Genomic DNA, 14526 nt, shown 5'->3' with positions numbered 1-14526 from the left:
CGAGGGGTGGTTCGTCGCCGTCGTCGGGACCGCTGGTGAGCCTCCCGGGGTTGCGGAGGGGCCGCTGTCCTTCCAGCCCGTCCCCGCGGCCTCGCGTTCCTTGCGCTGTCGGTCGCGGTGCTGTTCGAGGGAGCGCAGACACGGCGTCGGCAGGGCGATGCGTCGTTCAGAACTCTGGGTCTTGGTGGGCAGATGCGTGAGTCCGCCGGTTCGGGTGCGCTGGAGTGAGCGCCGGATGCTGGCTGTTCCGGTGGTGAGGTCGAGGTCTTCCCGGGGGAGGCCGAAGGTTCGCCCTTGCGGAGTCCGGTTCGCAGGGCGAGTTCGTGCAGCGCGTGGAGCCGGTCGGCGCGGGCCGCGTCGAGGAACTGGCGGGCCTCGGCTGCGGAGAGCGGACGGAAGCGCCTGGGCTGGTGCGTGGTGGTCCTGACGTTGCGGGAGAGTTCGTCTTTTCGGACGGCGTGTTCCAGGGCCGATTTGAGCATCGAGTGCACGTAGGTCACGGCTAACTGATCGTTTCACAATGAGGTCTGTGAGGGACGGGATGCTGGGACGCCCGGCTTCGTCCGTAGGATCACTCCATGCCTGCTGACGAACGCGTAACCCGGTCCACGTTCTCCGGCCGTATCCAGCCCATAGCGGCTCCTCAGCCGATGCCGGAGCTGCCCCAGCGGATCTGGTCGGATGACGACTGGGAGCGGATCCAGCTCGGCTATGCATCGCGGGACATGGACGAGAAGTGGGACGTCTTCACGGAGGGCGAGGTCGTCTTCCTGCACCGAAGCTGGACGGGTAACGGAACCTTCGCAGCGACCTTCGCGCCCGTCGACGGCGGTGGATGGCGGATCGACAGTGCCGTAGTCGAACGTGACGCCGAACGCTATCGAGGAACGGACGATGCCTACGACTGCGTCATGCTTGAGCTGGTGATCAGCGCCATCGTGCTTGGCGAGTCGGCGACAGACCTCCGGACGAAGCTGGTCGAGTTGACGCGTCGGGAGTCGGGTTCCGATGCTCCGGCCGGGCTGATTCAGCACAGCGCCCTGGGGCTGCGCTCGGACTCCTAGCCGGTCACTCTGGGACCGCTGGATAGACGTCGGATGCAGATCAGGCTGCAGGCCAATTCGAGCAAACCCTGGTGGAGATCGGCGCGTCGTTCGTAGCGGGTGCGGAGGCGTTTGAACTGGTGCAGCCAGGCAAAGGCCCGCTCGACGACCCAGCGCACCTTGCCCAGTCCGGAGCCGTGGGCGACGCCGTGTCGGGCAATGAGGGGTTTGATGCCGCGCTTCCAGAGCAGGCGGCGGTACTTGTCGAAGTCGTAGCCTCGGTCGGCGTATCGACGCCGGGGCTTGCGGCGGGGACGTCCCCGAAGACCCCGGATCGATGGGACGGCGTCCAGCAGCGGTAGGAGCTGAGTGACATCGTGCCGGTTGCCACCGGTGAGCGTGACAGCCAGCGGGGTGCCGTGCCGGTCGACGATCAGGTGGTGCTTGGAGCCGGGGCGGGCCCGGTCGACGGGCGAGGGGCCGACATGGTCCCCCCTTTGAGGGCCCGGACATGTGACCCGTCTACGGAGCAGTCGTCCAGGTCCAGCAGGCCGGCGCGGCGAAGCTCGGCCAGCAGGGCGGCGTGCAGTCGAGGCCAGACGCCGGCCTCGGTCCAGTCCCGGAGCCGACGCCAGGCCGTCACACCGGAACAGCCCACGGTCTCTGTGGGGACATCGCGCCACGCGACACCGGTCCGCAGCACATACATGACGCCGGCGAGCGCCACTCGGTCGGGAACACGCAGCCGTCCCGGGTGACGATGGCGCCGTTCGGGGGCGGGCGGCAGCAGCGGGGCCACCCGCTCCCACAGCTGGTCAGGAACAAGATCAGCACGCATCCGGACACCCTGCCGACCAAGATCGTCAGACACAAGACCCGCAGCTCAACTCATTCTGAAACGATCAGTAAGGGGGGCATTTGCTTCTGGCAGCACTTGCCGATCGCGCAGCACCTCATGCTGAGGGCAACCTGAAGAGATGATGGCGGCCCCACGAGTTGCTCGTGGGGCCGCCATGGGGATGGCGATGTCGTTACGTCAGTACGTCAGGATCCCCGGGTCCGAGGTGCCCGGCGTGCCCGTTTCCACGTGGCCGGCCAGGCGGCGGAGGAAGTCCGTGTTGGTCGAGGACGTGATCGTCACGTCGTACCAGCGGGAGGAGCCGGTCAGGTCCACGGTGTGGGTGACTGTGGTGTTCTTCGGGACCGTCACCGTCTGCGGGGTGCCCGCGTACGTGTTGGTGATCGTCAGGGTCGCGTCCGTCGAGGTCGGGTTGGTCAGGGTCAGGTCCAGGTTGCCCGTCGTCGGGTTGTGGCGGGCCGTGACCTCCTGGGTCGCCGTCTTGCCGGGGGAGCGGAAGCGGCGGAGGAAGCCGTTGGGGCCGTGGACCGTCAGGTCGGTGAGGGTCTTGCTGTACTTGGTGTTCCAGGTGTCCGCGATCGACTTGTTCGGTTCCGTCGTGTACGTCCACGGCGCGTCCGTGCGGTTCGCCGACGTCACGTAGAACTGGGCGCCCGCCGACGGGCCGCCGCTGAAGGTGAGGCGGTAGGTGCCGGCCGTGGTGTCCGCCGTGCCGTCCACGTACGGGGCGTAGCGCAGGGGGCGGGTGGGCTTCGTGCCCGGTTCCTGGCGGGGCATCGTGCCGACGGCCGGGGCGGTGGCCAGGAAGTCGGAGTGGCGGTTCTTGTCCGGCGGGTAGTAGCCCGCGGTCGGCGGGAGCTGGGCGGACTGGGTGTTCGTGCGCGTGAAGTCGAACGCCGAGGTGAGGTCGCCGCAGACCGCGCGGCGCCACGGGGTGATGTGGGGTTCCTGGACGCCGAAGCGGGACTCCATGAAGCGGATGATCGACGTGTGGTCGAAGGTCTCCGAGCAGGTGTAGCCGCCGGTGGACCAGGGGGAGACGACGATCATCGGGACGCGCGGGCCCAGGCCGTACGGGCCGGCCGCGTAGCCGACCTTGCCGCCGAAGTAGTCCAGGGTGGTGGGGGTCGTCGAGAGGCCCTGGGCCGCCGAGCCCGGCGCGTACGGCGGGACCACGTGGTCGAAGAAGCCGTCGTTCTCGTCGTACGTGATGAACAGGGCCGTCTTCGCCCACACGTCCGGGTTCGAGGTCAGCGCGTCCAGGACCTGCGCGATGTACCAGGCGCCGTAGTTCGAGGGCCAGTTGGCGTGCTCCGAGAAGGCCTCGGGGGCGGCGATCCAGGAGATCTGGGGGAGGCTGCCCGCCTGCACGTCGGCGCGGAGCTTGTCGAAGTAGCCTTCGCCCGCCTTCGCGTTCGTGCCCGTGCGGGCCTTGTCGTAGAGCGGGTTGCCCGGCTGCGCGTTGCGGTAGTTGTTGAAGTAGAGGAGGGAGTTGTCGCCGTAGTTGCCGCGGAACGCGTCGTTGATCCAGCCCCACGAGCCGGCCGCGTTCAGGCCGTCGCCGATGTCCTGGTAGATCTTCCAGGAGATCCCCGCCGCCTCCAGGCGCTCGGGGTAGGTGGTCCAGCCGTAGCCCGCCTCGGCGTTGTTGAGGACGGGGCCGCCGCCCGTGCCGTCGTTGCCGACGTAACCGCTCCACATGTAGTAGCGGTTGGGGTCGGTCGCCCCGATGAACGAACAGTGGTACGCGTCGCAGATCGTGAACGCGTCGGCCAGCGCGTAGTGGAACGGGATGTCCTCGCGGGTGAGGTGCGCCATCGTGGCCTTGGTCTTGGCCGGGATCCAGTTGTCGTACTTGCCCTTGTTGAAGGCGCTCTGGCCGCCCTGCCAGTCGTGGTTGAGGCCCTGGAGGTACTCCATGCCCAGCTTGTCGCTGGTCGGCCGGAACGGCAGCGTCACCTTGGTGCCGTCCGACTGGTTCCACACGGACTTGCCGCTGGGCAGCGTCACCGGGCGCGGGTCGCCGAAGCCCCGTACGCCCTTCATCGCGCCGAAATAGTGGTCGAAGGAACGATTCTCCTGCATCAGCACGACAATGTGCTCGATGTCCTGGATCGTGCCGGTCGAGCCCTGCGCCGGTATGGAGGCGGCGCGGGCGATGCTGTCGGACAGCATGGTGAACGCGGCGGTGCCGCCTGCCAGTTGAAGGAACCGGCGGCGATTGAGGTCGGCCATGGGGGAGTTGTCCTCCGGGGGTGAGGGTGGACGAGCTGGCGGCGTGCCGGCCGACGGGCCGGCGACGGGCGCCCCAAGGAGAGCGCCCCCGAACTACCGCCCGGCGGCCGTCCGATGACTGCCCGCCGTACGGCAGGCGAATCCCCCGTATCTCAACATGAACGACCAGATACGAACACCCCCTGTGCGGGAAAAGTGCACAGGGGGCGTTCAGTTGCCCACAAGGGGCGGTGCTCATCCGTCGGTCGTGGCTACTCCACGACCAGCTCGACCTTGATGTTGCCGCGCGTCGCCTTCGAGTACGGGCAGAACGCGTGGGTCTTCTCCAGGAGGGCCGTGCCCGCCTCGCCCTGCAGGTGGTCCGGGAACTCCGCGCGCATCACGACCGCCAGGCCGAAGCCGCCGTCGGACGGGTCCTTGCCGATGGAGACCTCGGCGGTGATCGAGGCGTCCGCGATGTCGATCTTCTCCTGGCGGGCCACGACGCCCATCGCGCTCGCGAAGCAGGCCGCGTAGCCGGCCGCGAAGAGCTGCTCCGGGTTGGTGCCCTGGCCGTTGCCGCCGAGGGCCGCCGGGTGGGCGAGGGGGAGGTCCAGGTGGCCGTCGGAGCTGACGGCGCGGCCCTCGCGGCCGTTGGCGGTGGCGACTGCGGTGTAGATCGCGTCCATGGGTGATGCCGTCCGTTCTGTCCAGGGAGGGGGGCGGGGGTGCCGGCCGGTCCGGGGGTTCGTCCGCGGGGGGCTGCGGCGTGCTGCCTCCATATTTGTATCGCGCTATTTAGTTGTGCACAACTTAATCGCGTGTGATGCGGGTCTCCCGTACCCTGGATCCCATGGACGGACGCACCACCGACGCACCCGCCGACGAGGACTTCCTCCGGCTCGACAACCAGATCTGCTTCTCCCTGCACGCCGCCACCCGCGCCTTCAACGGCGTCTACCGCGGCGCGCTCAAGGAGCTCGGGCTCACCTACCCCCAGTACCTCGTCATGCTGGTGCTCTGGGAGCACGGCGAGCTGCCCGTCAAGGGGATCGGCGAGCGGCTCCGGCTCGACTCCGGGACCCTGTCCCCGCTGCTCAAGCGGCTCGAAGCGGCCGGATACGTCGAGCGGCGGCGCAGTGCCGAGGACGAGCGCTCCGTCACCGTGCGCGTCACCGGCGACGGGGCCGCCCTGCGCGAGCGGGCGCTCGGCGTGCCGCGCCGCATCGCCGCCGCCACCGGGCTCGACCTGGAGGAGATCGCCGGACTCCGCGACCGGCTGCACGCCCTGGCGACCCGCCTCGACGCCGTCGATCCTGACCGGCTGGGCGAGTGCGAGATCTAGACATCTAAATGTAAGGATCGGATCAGCGGTGCGGTCCTATACTCACCCCATGGTCGAGATCACCCTCAGACGCGCCACGGCGGACGACGCCAAGCGCCTCACCCAGATCGTCCGGAAGTCCGGTGCCTACCGGGGCGACTACGCCGCCATGGTCGACGGCTACCAGGTGGGCGGCTCGTACATCGAGCACCACCCCGTGCACGTCGCCGTCGACGGCCGGGGCAAGGTGCTCGGCTTCTACGCGCTGCTCCTCGACGAGGCCGAGCTCGACCTGGCCTTCGTCGCCGACGAGGCCCAGGGGCTGGGGATCGGGCGGCTGCTCGTGGCGCACATGCTCGGGGAGGCGCGGGCCGCCGGGCTCGGGTCGATACGGGTCGTGGCCCATCCGCCCGCCGAGGACTTCTACCTGCGCACCGGCGCCCGCCGCACCGGCACCGTCCCGCCCTCCGGGCACATCCACTGGGCGCGCCCCGAGCTCCGGTACGACGTGCCGGCCGAAAGCGCGGGCGCCCGCACCGCCGCCGGCCGCCCCGCCGACGTCCCGCCCGGCCTCGCGGCCCCCGTCGCGTGACCGCCACGCAGGAGGCGGGCCCCGGGAAGCGCAGGGTCTTCGCCGATCTCACCCCGCTGCGCACCTCCGTCCACTACCGCCGCATCTGGTTCGGCAACGCCGTCACCTGGGTCGGCCAGGGCATGACGACCCTCGCCATCTCGCTCCAGGTCTACGACATCACCCGCTCGCCGTTCTCCGTCGGCCTGGTCGGGCTGTTCTCGCTCGTCCCGCTCGTCGTCTTCGGCCTGTACGGCGGCGCCGTCGCCGACACCGTCGACCGGCGCAAGCTGGGGCTAGCCAGCGCCGGCGGCTCCGCGGTGCTGTCCGCGGCGCTCGCCGCCGCCGCGTTCGCCGGGTTCCACCAGGTCTGGTTCCTGTACGGGATCGTCTCCCTCCAGTCCGTCTGCGCCGCGCTCAACGCGCCCGCCCGCAGCTCGATGATCCCGCGGCTGCTGCCGCCCGAGCAGCTGCGTGCCGCCAACGCGCTCAACGCGATGACCACGACCTTCGGCACGCTCGTCGGGCCCAGCCTCGGCGGCCTCATCGTCGGTCTGGCCGGCTACCAGGCGGCGTACACCATCGACGTCCTCGCCTTCTCGGCCTCGCTGTATGCGATGGGGCGGCTGCCGTCGATGCTGCCCGAGCGGACGGGGGCGAAGCGGGCGTCCGTCCTCGACGGGCTGCGGTTCCTCGCGACCCGGCCCAACCTGCGCATGACCTTCTTCTCCGACTTCTGCGCCATGATCCTCGCCCACCCGCGCGCGCTGTTCCCGGCCGTCGCCGTCCTCTGGTTCGGCGGGGACGCCAAGACCACCGGACTCCTGGTCGCCGCACCGGCGTTCGGCGCGCTCCTCGGCGGGGTGCTGTCCGGCTGGCAGGGGCGGATCCGGCACCACGGGCAGGCGATCCTGCTCTCCGTGGCGGCCTGGGGCACCGCCATCGCCGCGTTCGGGCTCACCCGGAACCTCTGGCTCGGGCTGCTCCTGCTCGCCGTCGCCGGGTACTCCGACACCGTCTCGATGATCTTCCGCAACACGATGATGCAGGTCGCGGCCCCGGACGAGATGCGCGGCCGGCTCCAGGGCGTGTTCATCGTGGTCGTCGCGGGCGGGCCCCGCCTGGGCGACTTCCTCGCCGGGTCCGTCGCCGACCTCACCTCCCCGGCCGTGGCCATCACCGGCGGCGGCCTCGCCTGTGTCCTCGCGATCGGGATCCTCTCCCTGTACGCGAAGGGCTTCCGGCGGTACGACGCCGACAACCCCACCGCCTGAAGCCCGGACGCCCCCACCGCCTGAACGCACGGGACGCCACCGGTCTCAACCCCTCAAATCCCCACCGCCTGAACGCACGGGACGCCACCGGGCCCAACCCCTCAAATCCCCCACTCCCACTGGCGGTTGACCGCCACGGCGCATAGCCGCCAGGCCCGACGCGGGTCAACTCCCGTCCCGCGGACCAGACTCCTCGCGACGCCCGGAACCACCCCTTCCCCCGGGCGCCCGAGGAGTGTGTCGTGATCAGACCTTCCGTAGGTGGAAGGGCAGTCGGCCTGCTCGCGGCGGGGCTCTCCCTGATGCTGCTCACGGCGGGCCAGACCCCCGCCGGGGCGGCGGAACCCGCCGTGCCCGACACCTTCAGGAGCGCCCCGGCGTCCGCGTCCGCCACCGTCACCCTCGTCACCGGTGACCGGGTCACCCTGACCGACCTCGGCGGCGGACGGAGCACCGTCACCGTCGAGCGGGCCAAGGGCGCCACCGGGGCCGTCCGCAGCGAGACCGTGAACGGCAGGGTCACCGTCATACCCGACGAGGCCCGGCCCTACCTGGAGTCCGGTGTCCTCGACCGGCGCCTCTTCGACGTCACCGGCCTCGTCGAGCAGGGCATCACCGGCGAACTGCCCCTGATCGTCACGTACGGAAGCAGCGCCGCGAGCGCCACCGGAAGCGGCACCGCGAGCGCCCGCACCGCCGCCGCCACAGCAACCCCCCGCGGCACCGAGACCGTGCGCCCGCTGCCCAGCATCGGCGGCGCCGCCGTCACCGTCACCGAACCCGGCGCGTTCTGGCGCGAGTTCACCGCTCCCGCCCGGCGATCGGCGGGCCCCGCCAAAGTCTGGCTCGACGCCCGGGTGACGGCCGCGATGGCCGAGTCCAACGCCCAGATCGGCAGCCCCAAGGCCTGGGAGGCCGGGCTCACCGGCAAGGGCGTCAAGGTCGCCGTCCTCGACACCGGCTTCGACGCCGGCCACCCCGACCTCACCGGACGGGTCGGCGAGACCCGGTCGTTCATCGAGGGCCAGGAGGTCGCCGACCGCAACGGCCACGGCACCCATGTCGCGTCCACCGTCGGCGGCAGCGGCGCGGGCTCCGCGGGCAAGGAGCAGGGTGTCGCCCCCGGCGCCACCCTCGCCGTCGGCAAGGTCCTCAGCGACCAGGGCTCCGGCACCGAGTCGCAGATCATCGCCGGCATGGAGTGGGCCGCCCGGGACGTCGACGCGAAGATCGTTTCCATGAGCCTGGGTTCGAGCGAGCCCAGTGACGGCACCGACCCGATGGCGCAGGCCGTGAACGCGCTGTCCGCCGAGACCGGCGCGCTCTTCGTCATCGCCGCCGGCAACTCCGGCGCCCCCGGCTCCATCGGCTCGCCCGGCGCCGCCGACGCCGCGCTGACCGTCGGTGCCGTCGACTCCGCCGACGAGGCCGCCTACTTCACCAGCAAGGGCCCCCGCTACGGCGACCAGGGCCTCAAGCCCGATGTCTCCGCCCCCGGCGTCGACATCCTCGCCGCCCGCTCCCAACTCGTCGCGGGCAGTGGCCTGTACACCTCCATGAGCGGTACGTCGATGGCGACCCCGCACGTCGCCGGCGTCGCCGCGCTGCTCGCCGAGCGGCACCCCGACTGGACCGGCGCCCAGCTGAAGAACGCCCTCATGTCCAGCTCCAAGACGCTCGCCGACTCCGCCTACGACCTCGGCGCGGGCCGCGTCGACGTCGCCGCCGCCATTTCCGCGAACGTCACCGCCACCGGCTCCGCCGACCTGGGCTTCTACGCCTGGCCCTACGAGGAGAACAAGCCGGTGACGAAGACCGTCACCTACACCAACTCCTCCGACGCGCCCGTCCGGCTCGACCTGGCCGTCGAGGGCATGCCCGAGGGCACCGCCGCCGTCGCCGACCGCACCCTCACCGTCCCCGCGCACGGCAGCGCCGCCACCACCGTCACCGGCGACGGCGCCAAGGCCCCCGTCGGCAACAGCTCCGGCCGGATCACGGCGAGCACCGACGGCACCGCCGTGGCCCACACCGCGCTCGGCCTGGTCAAGGAGGAGGAGCGCTACACCCTCACCGTCCACGTCAAGGACCGCGACGGCGCTCCCGCCCCGGCCCGTCTCGGCGTGCAGCGGCTGGCCGCCGACTCCGACCCGTTCCCGGTGTCCGTCGGCGAGTCCGGCACGCTCCAACTGCGCCTGGAGCCCGGCACGTACACCGTCGACACCTTCCTCGACGTGCGCGGTTCGCACGGCAAGGACTCCCTCGGCCTGGGCTTCCTCACCGCGCCCGAGATCGTCCTCGACCGCGACCGCGAGATCACCCTCGACGGGCGGCGGCTGCGGGAGATCCGCGCCGAGGTCGAGCGGCGCACCGAGACCCGGCAGCTCCTGATGGAGTTCGACCGCAAGGCGAACGGGGCCTCCTACTTCGGCGCCGTCCAGGTCCCGGTGACCTACGACTCGATCTTCGCCGCGCCCACCGCCAAGCCCGCCACCGGCAGCTTCGAGTACCGGACGGTGTGGCGGCTCGGCAAGCCGATGCTGGAGGCGACGGCCGGCGGCGCCCGGCTCGCCGAGGTCACCGCGCAGCCCGGCGCCACCCTCCTGGAGGGCCGCCACCGGCTCGGCGTCGTCGACGCGGGCACCGGCACCGCCGCCGAGTACGCGGGCAAGAAGGTCACCGGCAAGGCCGTTCTGGTGCGCCGCACCGAGGGCGCCGATCCGGTCGTGCTCGCCCAGACCGCCCAGGACGCGGGCGCGAAGGCGCTGTTCGTCACCGATGACCGGCCGGGGCGCCTGATGGCCTGGTTCGGCACCGGCGACTACGAGGACCGGCCGCTCACCGTCGCCACCGTGAACACGGCCGACGCCGCCCGCCTCGCGTCCGCCGCCGCGCGCGGCACGGCGCTCGACCTGACGGGCACCCGCTTCACCCCGTACACGTACGACCTCTCCGAGGGGCACCCCGGCGCCATCGGCACCGACCTGGTGTTCCGTCCGGAGCGGAAGCAACTGGCCACGATCCGCTCCACGTTCCACATGCCGACGGCCCGCGAGGAGCTCGGCGGCGAGTTCCGCTACTCGCTCACCGACACCTTCCCGATCGGCTTCGGCTTCAAGGAGTGGATCGCCTTCCCGGCCGAGCGCACCGAGTACGTCTCCACCGGCACCGGACAGCGCTGGCACGAGTCCGTCGACCTCGGCGACTCGTTGGAGCAGCGCGGCGGGCAGTCCGTCTACCGGGGCGGCAGCGAGAACGAACTGGAGTGGTTCAAGCCGGTCTGGCACCCCTGGCTCGGCACCGGCCTCGGCTGGGGCCAGGAGCGCAGCGGCAACGACCTGCGGTTCAACACGCCCGGCTGGGGCGACTCGGGCCCCGACCACACCGGCTTCGGCAACGTGTGGGGCGACGACTCGATGACCCAGTACACCGAGGTGTACGTGAACGGCGTCCGGGTCGACCGCCGCAAGAGCTCCGGCGCCTACGCCTGGGACGCCCCGGCCGAGGAGGCCACGTACAAGGTCGTCACCGACACCGCGCTCGACCGGGCCCGCTGGCGGCTCGGCACGAAGGGCCACGCCGAGTGGACCTTCCGGTCGGCGGAGACGCCGGGCGACCGGACCACCTACCTGCCGCTCATCAACCTCGGCTTCGACCTGCGCACCGACCTCGCCGGCGATGTCCGGGCCGGCGCCCGGGTCCCCGTCCGGATCACCGCCGCGTACGTGGCGGGTGCGGCCGGCACCGGCCGGATCGGCGGCGGTTCGCTGGAGGTCTCGTACGACGAGGGGACGAGCTGGACGAAGGTCGGGCTGGACCGTTCGTGGCGGGGCGAGCTGCGGATCCCGTCCGGGGCGACGTCCGTCTCGCTGCGCGCGGGCGCGAGCGACGACAAGGGCGGCTCGGTACGGCAGGAGGTCATCCGGGCGGTGGGCGTGAACTAGAAGTGCTCCCAGCCGAACGGGTCATCCCGCCACCCGACAGGGCGCGTGCACTTGCTGAGGGCCTATGCCACGGCGAGGCTCCGACGTGAGCAACTCGGCTCTTCCAGGAGGTATTCATGCGCAGGATCATTGCCACCGTCACGCTGGCCGCCGCCGCCGTTCTGGTCGGTTCCGGAACCGCCCTCGCCCACACCGGGCCTGAGTACGGCGAGGACATCGACATCGTCGTGGTGGACAACACGGTCGTCGTCTGTGGTGACTTCAGCGTGTGTGCGGGTGACGTCAGCATCGGCGGCTGACCGGCGCCGGACCACCACGAAGCCCCCTCTCCCCGAGGGGGCTTCGTGCCGCCGGGGCCCCCGACTCGGATCCAGTCCGGAACCCCGACTCGGATCCAGCCCGGGACCGGCCCCAGGTCCCCGTCAGTCGTCCCGCCCGGGATCCGCTCCGACGATCCCGCGCACCACGCCGAGCTCCACCAGGTCCTGGGGGCGCAGCCGCAGCTGGTCCGCCGTCTCGGGGACGCGGTCCGGCGGGCGCTTCAGGATCTGCGCGGCGAGCTCGGGGGCGATGACGGAGAAGTAGCCGCCGGGCGCGGCCCAGGTGTTGTCGGGGGCCGCGAGCGCCAGCGCGCCCCCCGATCCGCCCTCGCCGACGAGGAGCGAGGTGACGGGGGTACGGGCCTCCGCGAGGGCCGTGAACGCGTCCGCGATGGCCGGGCCCGCGCCCGCCCGCTCGGCGGCGGCGTCGTTGGCGGCGCCGGGCGTGTCGATCAGGGTGAGGACGGGGACGCCGAGCCGCCCCGCGAGCCGCACCAGCCGCGCCACGGTCCGGAACCCGGCCGGCCGGGTCGCCCCGCCGTCCTGCGCCGCGTACGCCACGACCCGCCCCTCGTGCACGCCGAAACCGCACTCCACGCCCGGGTCTACACCCCCGGCCCGGTCGCCGCGGATGGGCGCCCGCACCTCGAAGTACCGGTCCAGGTACGCCCCGGCGCGCGGCCGTTCCGCCGCCCGGGCCCGCCGCACCGCGTCCCAGCCGCCGGCGGGCGGATCGAGCGGGCCGAGGGCGTACGGCGGGGGAGCGGGGGCCGGCGGCCCGGCGCTGTCGGCCGCGGCGTCCGGGCCGAGCAGCCGCAGCCACAGGGCGACGGTCTCCCGCAGCCGCTCGGGCGGGACGAGCGCGTCGACGTGGCCGTACGCGTACTGCCCCTCCGCCGTGTACGCGGACGGGTCGGCGTCCGCCGGGCGCACCCGGGAGCCGGCGAAGGCGACCTGCGCGGCGGGCAGCGCCAGGACGACGTCGGCGCCCGCGCCGACCGTGGCCCAGCCGCCGCCGGTCGACGGGTCGCGCAGCACGGTCACATGGGCGACGCCCGCCGCCCGGAGGCGGACCGCGGCGGCGGCCACGCGCTGGAGCTGGGCGAGGGCGACCATGCCCTCCTGCATGCGGCTGCCGCCGGTCGCGACGAGCGAGACCAGCGGCAGGCGCCGCTCGGCCGCCGTCCGGTACGCGGCGACCAGCCGGTCCCCGGCCGCCCGCCCGAGCGAGCCACCGAGGAAGCCGAACTCGAAGACGACCAGCACGCAGGGGCGGCCGCCGACGGTCGCCGTGCCGTACAGGACGGACTCGTCGGCGCCGGTGCGTTCGGCGGCGCGGGCGCGCGACGCGTCGTAGCCGCTCCAGGCGACCGGCCCGTCGGGCGGCTGCGGCCCCGGGGGCGCGGCGTCGGGCGTGAACTCCTCCGCGACCAGGGCGACGGCCTCCCGCGCGGAGAGCCGCTCACGCATCGGGCGTCCCCGGCAGCGCCTTCTTGAGGATCTTGCCCAGGTCGTTGCGGGGCAGCTCCGCCAGGTAGCGGACCTCGCGGGGCCGCTTGTGCGGGGCGAGGAGGGCGGCGACGTGGGCGGCGAGGGCGTCGGGCGCGGGGGGCCGGGCCGGGTCGGTGGGGACCACCCAGGCCACGATCCGTTCGCCGAGGTCCGGGTCGGGTGCGCCGGTGACGGCCGCCTCGCGCACCTCGGGGTGGTCGAGCAGGGCGTTCTCGATCTCGCCCGCGCCGATCTTGTAGCCGCCGCTCTTGATGAGGTCGGTCGCCTTGCGGCCGACGATCCGGACGTACCCGTCGGCCTCCCGTACCGCCATGTCCCCGGTGCGGAACCAGCCGCCGTCGGCGAAGGCCGCCGCCGTCGCGTCCGGGCGGTTGAGATAGGCGCTGAACAGGTTCGGGCCCTTCACCTGGATCTCCCCGACGGTCTCCCCGTCGTGGGCGTCGAGGACCGAGCCGTCCTCCTCCACCAGGCGCAGCCCGACCCCGCGCAGCGGCAGTCCGACCGAGCCGGGGCGCGGGCCGGGGCCGACGGGGATCGAGGTGTTCATGAGGGTCTCGGTCATGCCGTACCGCTCGATCACCGTCCGGCCGGTCGCCGCCGTGATCCGCTCGTGGTCGCGTACGGGCAGCGCCGCCGAGCCGGAGACCAGGAGCCGGGCGCCGGTCAGCGCCCGGACCAGCGCGGGGTCGTGGGGGAGCGCCTCGGCGATCCGGTGGTACATGGTGGGGACGCCGAACAGCATCGTGCCGCCGCCGTCGCCGAGTTCCTTCGCGACCCCCTCGACGGAGAAGGCGCCCAGGTGCCGCACCTCGCCGCCGCGCCGCAGCGGGCCGAGGATCCCGAGGATCAGCCCGTGGACGTGGAACAGCGGCAGGGCGTGCACGAGCACGTCCTCGCCGGTCCACCGCCAGGCCTCCTCCAGGGCGTCGAGGGAGGCGGCGATCGCCCGCCGGGAGAGCACGACGCCCTTGGGCGGGCCGGTCGTCCCGGAGGTGTAGACGATCAGGGCGGGGGCCTCGGGGTCCTGCGGGGCCCCGGCGTCCCGGGAGCTTCCGGCGTCCTGTGGGGCCTCGGCGCGAGCCCCGTCGGCGGCCCGTACGCCGAGGCGCACGTCGACGCGGGGCAGCTCCGCGAGCGGCCCGGGGAGGGCGTCGGCCGGCGCGGCCAGGACCGCGCCCGGGGTGCTGTCGCCGACGATGTGGGCGAGTTCCCGCTGTCCGGTGCGCGGGTTGACCGGGACGGCCGGTACTCCGGCGAGGAGCGCGGCGACCACGCCGACGGCGGTCTCCGCGGTGGGCGTGGCCCAGACCGCGACGCGCCCGGCGCCCCGGATCCGTACCGCGAGGTGCCCGGCGGCGCGCGCCAGCTCCTCGTACGTCAGGGTGTCCGCGCCGAAGCGCAGGGCGGTCCGGCCGGATCCGGCCTCCAGGGCGGGGAACAGGGCGCTCATGGGGGCATTCTGCCC

Annotated in this window: 11 protein-coding genes and 1 pseudogene; 6 read left to right on the top strand and 6 right to left on the bottom strand. The window is 72.6% G+C overall.

The window, feature by feature from the left end; translation table 11 throughout:
* Window positions 1–12: 12 nt before the first annotated feature.
* Window positions 13–506: pseudogene (locus ACZ3ZE_RS03310) on the bottom strand (site-specific integrase); the annotation flags it as partial.
* A gap of 144 nt (window positions 507–650) precedes the next feature.
* On the opposite strand from ACZ3ZE_RS03310, the gene ACZ3ZE_RS03305 reads away from it, so the two are divergent.
* Window positions 651–1064 (top strand): hypothetical protein, encoded by a 414-nt coding sequence (locus ACZ3ZE_RS03305; RefSeq protein ID WP_442303898.1) that lies wholly within the window; start codon window positions 651–653, stop codon window positions 1062–1064.
* Here the strand turns inward: ACZ3ZE_RS03305 and ACZ3ZE_RS03300 are convergent.
* The 3 genes from ACZ3ZE_RS03300 to ACZ3ZE_RS03290 all read right to left on the bottom strand — a co-directional run bounded on the left by ACZ3ZE_RS03300 (window position 1061) and on the right by ACZ3ZE_RS03290 (window position 4805).
* Window positions 1061–1881 (bottom strand): IS5 family transposase gene (locus ACZ3ZE_RS03300; protein WP_467257155.1). Its coding sequence is split into 2 segments (ribosomal slippage): window positions 1061–1542 and window positions 1542–1881, totalling 822 coding nucleotides; the frame shifts between segments, so codons are not numbered across the junction. The genes ACZ3ZE_RS03305 and ACZ3ZE_RS03300 overlap by 4 nt on opposite strands.
* Before the next feature lie 198 nt (window positions 1882–2079).
* Entirely contained in the window at window positions 2080–4137 is a 2058-nt protein-coding gene (locus ACZ3ZE_RS03295; RefSeq protein ID WP_467257153.1) for a phosphocholine-specific phospholipase C, read from the bottom strand.
* A gap of 251 nt (window positions 4138–4388) precedes the next feature.
* A complete protein-coding gene (locus tag ACZ3ZE_RS03290; protein ID WP_046905721.1) occupies window positions 4389–4805 on the bottom strand; it encodes an organic hydroperoxide resistance protein in 417 nt (138 codons plus the stop codon).
* 164 nt (window positions 4806–4969) lie between these two features.
* Between ACZ3ZE_RS03290 and ACZ3ZE_RS03285 the strand changes: the two genes are divergently transcribed.
* The 5 genes from ACZ3ZE_RS03285 to ACZ3ZE_RS03265 all read left to right on the top strand — a co-directional run bounded on the left by ACZ3ZE_RS03285 (window position 4970) and on the right by ACZ3ZE_RS03265 (window position 11528).
* Window positions 4970–5461 (top strand): MarR family winged helix-turn-helix transcriptional regulator, encoded by a 492-nt coding sequence (locus ACZ3ZE_RS03285; RefSeq protein WP_361163434.1) that lies wholly within the window; start codon window positions 4970–4972, stop codon window positions 5459–5461.
* A 49-nt stretch (window positions 5462–5510) separates the two neighbouring features.
* On the top strand, window positions 5511–6032 hold the full coding sequence (locus ACZ3ZE_RS03280) for a GNAT family N-acetyltransferase (protein ID WP_467257151.1): 522 nt from the start codon (window positions 5511–5513) through the stop codon (window positions 6030–6032).
* On the top strand, window positions 6029–7285 hold the full coding sequence (locus ACZ3ZE_RS03275; RefSeq protein WP_361163438.1) for an MFS transporter: 1257 nt from the start codon (window positions 6029–6031) through the stop codon (window positions 7283–7285). The genes ACZ3ZE_RS03280 and ACZ3ZE_RS03275 overlap by 4 nt, the downstream gene beginning before the upstream one ends.
* A 302-nt stretch (window positions 7286–7587) precedes the next feature.
* Window positions 7588–11229, top strand: coding sequence for a S8 family serine peptidase (locus tag ACZ3ZE_RS03270; RefSeq protein ID WP_467257512.1), 3642 nt, complete (start codon window positions 7588–7590; stop codon window positions 11227–11229).
* A gap of 116 nt (window positions 11230–11345) precedes the next feature.
* Window positions 11346–11528 (top strand): hypothetical protein, encoded by a 183-nt coding sequence (locus ACZ3ZE_RS03265; RefSeq protein WP_361163440.1) that lies wholly within the window; start codon window positions 11346–11348, stop codon window positions 11526–11528.
* 123 nt (window positions 11529–11651) lie between these two features.
* On the opposite strand, the gene ACZ3ZE_RS03260 is transcribed toward ACZ3ZE_RS03265, so the two are convergent.
* Together ACZ3ZE_RS03260 and ACZ3ZE_RS03255 are read right to left on the bottom strand one after the other, a co-directional pair.
* Window positions 11652–13019: a carboxyl transferase domain-containing protein gene (locus ACZ3ZE_RS03260; protein WP_361163442.1), complete on the bottom strand. Its 1368-nt coding sequence runs from the start codon at window positions 13017–13019 to the stop codon at window positions 11652–11654.
* Window positions 13012–14511 (bottom strand): acyl-CoA synthetase, encoded by a 1500-nt coding sequence (locus ACZ3ZE_RS03255; RefSeq protein WP_363291219.1) that lies wholly within the window; start codon window positions 14509–14511, stop codon window positions 13012–13014. Before ACZ3ZE_RS03255 ends, ACZ3ZE_RS03260 begins: the two co-directional genes overlap by 8 nt.
* Window positions 14512–14526: the final 15 nt, after the last annotated feature.

Source organism: Streptomyces sp. NPDC023157, assembly GCF_055560575.1.
The sequence above is the reverse complement of the archived record's forward strand: the minus strand, read 5'-3'. Positions and strand labels throughout refer to the sequence as shown.